This is a genomic window from Halarcobacter mediterraneus, assembly GCF_004116625.1.
Taxonomy (GTDB): domain Bacteria; phylum Campylobacterota; class Campylobacteria; order Campylobacterales; family Arcobacteraceae; genus Halarcobacter; species Halarcobacter mediterraneus.
In genome coordinates this window covers 1-1,487 of sequence record NZ_NXIE01000012.1, presented here as the reverse complement: position 1 = coordinate 1,487, position 1,487 = coordinate 1, and the positions used below count along the sequence as shown (strand labels likewise).

Annotated in this window: 2 protein-coding genes; both read left to right on the top strand. The window is 30.5% G+C overall.

Annotated elements, in window-relative coordinates; all coding sequences use genetic code 11:
- The first annotated feature begins 7 nt into the window (after positions 1 to 7).
- Positions 8 to 1,201, top strand: coding sequence for an acetate/propionate family kinase (locus CP965_RS13970; protein ID WP_129062720.1), 1,194 nt, complete (start codon positions 8 to 10; stop codon positions 1,199 to 1,201).
- 146 nt (positions 1,202 to 1,347) lie between these two features.
- The coding region (locus CP965_RS13965) for a phosphate acyltransferase (RefSeq protein ID WP_323807976.1) at positions 1,348 to 1,487 on the top strand (140 nt) is incomplete at its 3' end.

Below are 1,487 nucleotides of genomic sequence, written 5' to 3'. Positions count from 1 at the left end.
AAGATATATGTTAGTATTCATTTTAAATGCGGGAAGTTCTTCATTAAAGTATCAATTAATGAATCCAGTTATTAAGAAAGTTTTTGCATCTGGTATTTGTGAAAGAATTGGTATTGATGGTGTTTTATCTCATGAATTTGGAGATAAGAAATTAAAAGTAGATGCAAATCTACCAACACACAAAGAAGCAATTGAATTAGTTCTAAGAACATTAACAGTAGGAGAAGGTAAAGTAATTGATTCAATTGACAATATACAAGCTATTGGACATAGAGTTGCACATGGAGGAGAATCTTTTAAAAGTTCTGCACTTGTAACAGATAAAGTTATAAAAGAGATTGAAGAACTAATACCTCTAGCCCCTCTACATAATCCTGCAAATGTTTTAGGTATGAAAATTTGCCAAGAACTAATGCCTAAAACTCCGAACGTTGCAGTATTTGATACAGTATTTCACCAAACAATGCCTGATTATGCTTATATGTATGCTTTACCATATGATCAATATGAAAAATATCAAATCAGAAAATATGGATTCCATGGAACAAGTCATTATTATGTTTCAAATGAAGCAAGGGGAATGTTAGACAAAAAAAGAAATACAAGAATTGTTGTTTGTCACTTAGGAAATGGCTCTTCTGTTACAGCCGTTTTAAATGGCAAGTCAATTGATACTTCTATGGGATTAACTCCTGTTCAAGGTTTAATGATGGGTACTAGATCTGGTGATGTTGGTGCGGGAGCAATTCAATATATGATGAAACAAGAAAATCTTACTATTGATGAGATATCTGAACTTATGAATAAAAAATCAGGTATTTTAGGTATTTCTGGGAAAACTTCTGATTTAAGAGAAGTTTTAGATGGAATGCAAGAAGGTGATGATAGATGTAGATTAGCTGTTGATATGGTTGCTTACAATATCAAAAAATATGTTGGTTCTTATGTTGCTGCTCTTGATGGTATTGATGCTCTTTGCTTTACTGGTGGTATTGGTGAAAACTCTGCATTAATTAGAGAAATAGTTTGTACTGGTCTTGATGGAATGGGATTAGTTCTTGACCCTATAAAAAATAATAGAAAAAGAAATGATTCAAGAGATATCGCAACAAATAGTTCTTCTGCAAGAATATTTGTTATTCCTACAAATGAAGAGTATGTTATTGCTAACGATACTTATGAGGTTGTTACAAAATCATAATAATTAAGAGTCATATTATTTGACTCTTATTTACTCAAATAAGTTACTATCTTTTACAACTTGCTACAATTTGAAATCATTATCAAAAGAATTTTCTTCCTTTTTTATAAATGCTACTTTTATGCTATGCTTCAATATTATAATTTATGGAATTTACAAGAAAGGACGGATATATGGGTTTAATAGAGAACATAAAAGAAAATGCAAAGAAAGAACTAAAAACAATAGTTCTTCCAGAATCTGAAGATGAAAGAGTTTTACAAGCTGCTCAAAAGGTTCTTGAAGA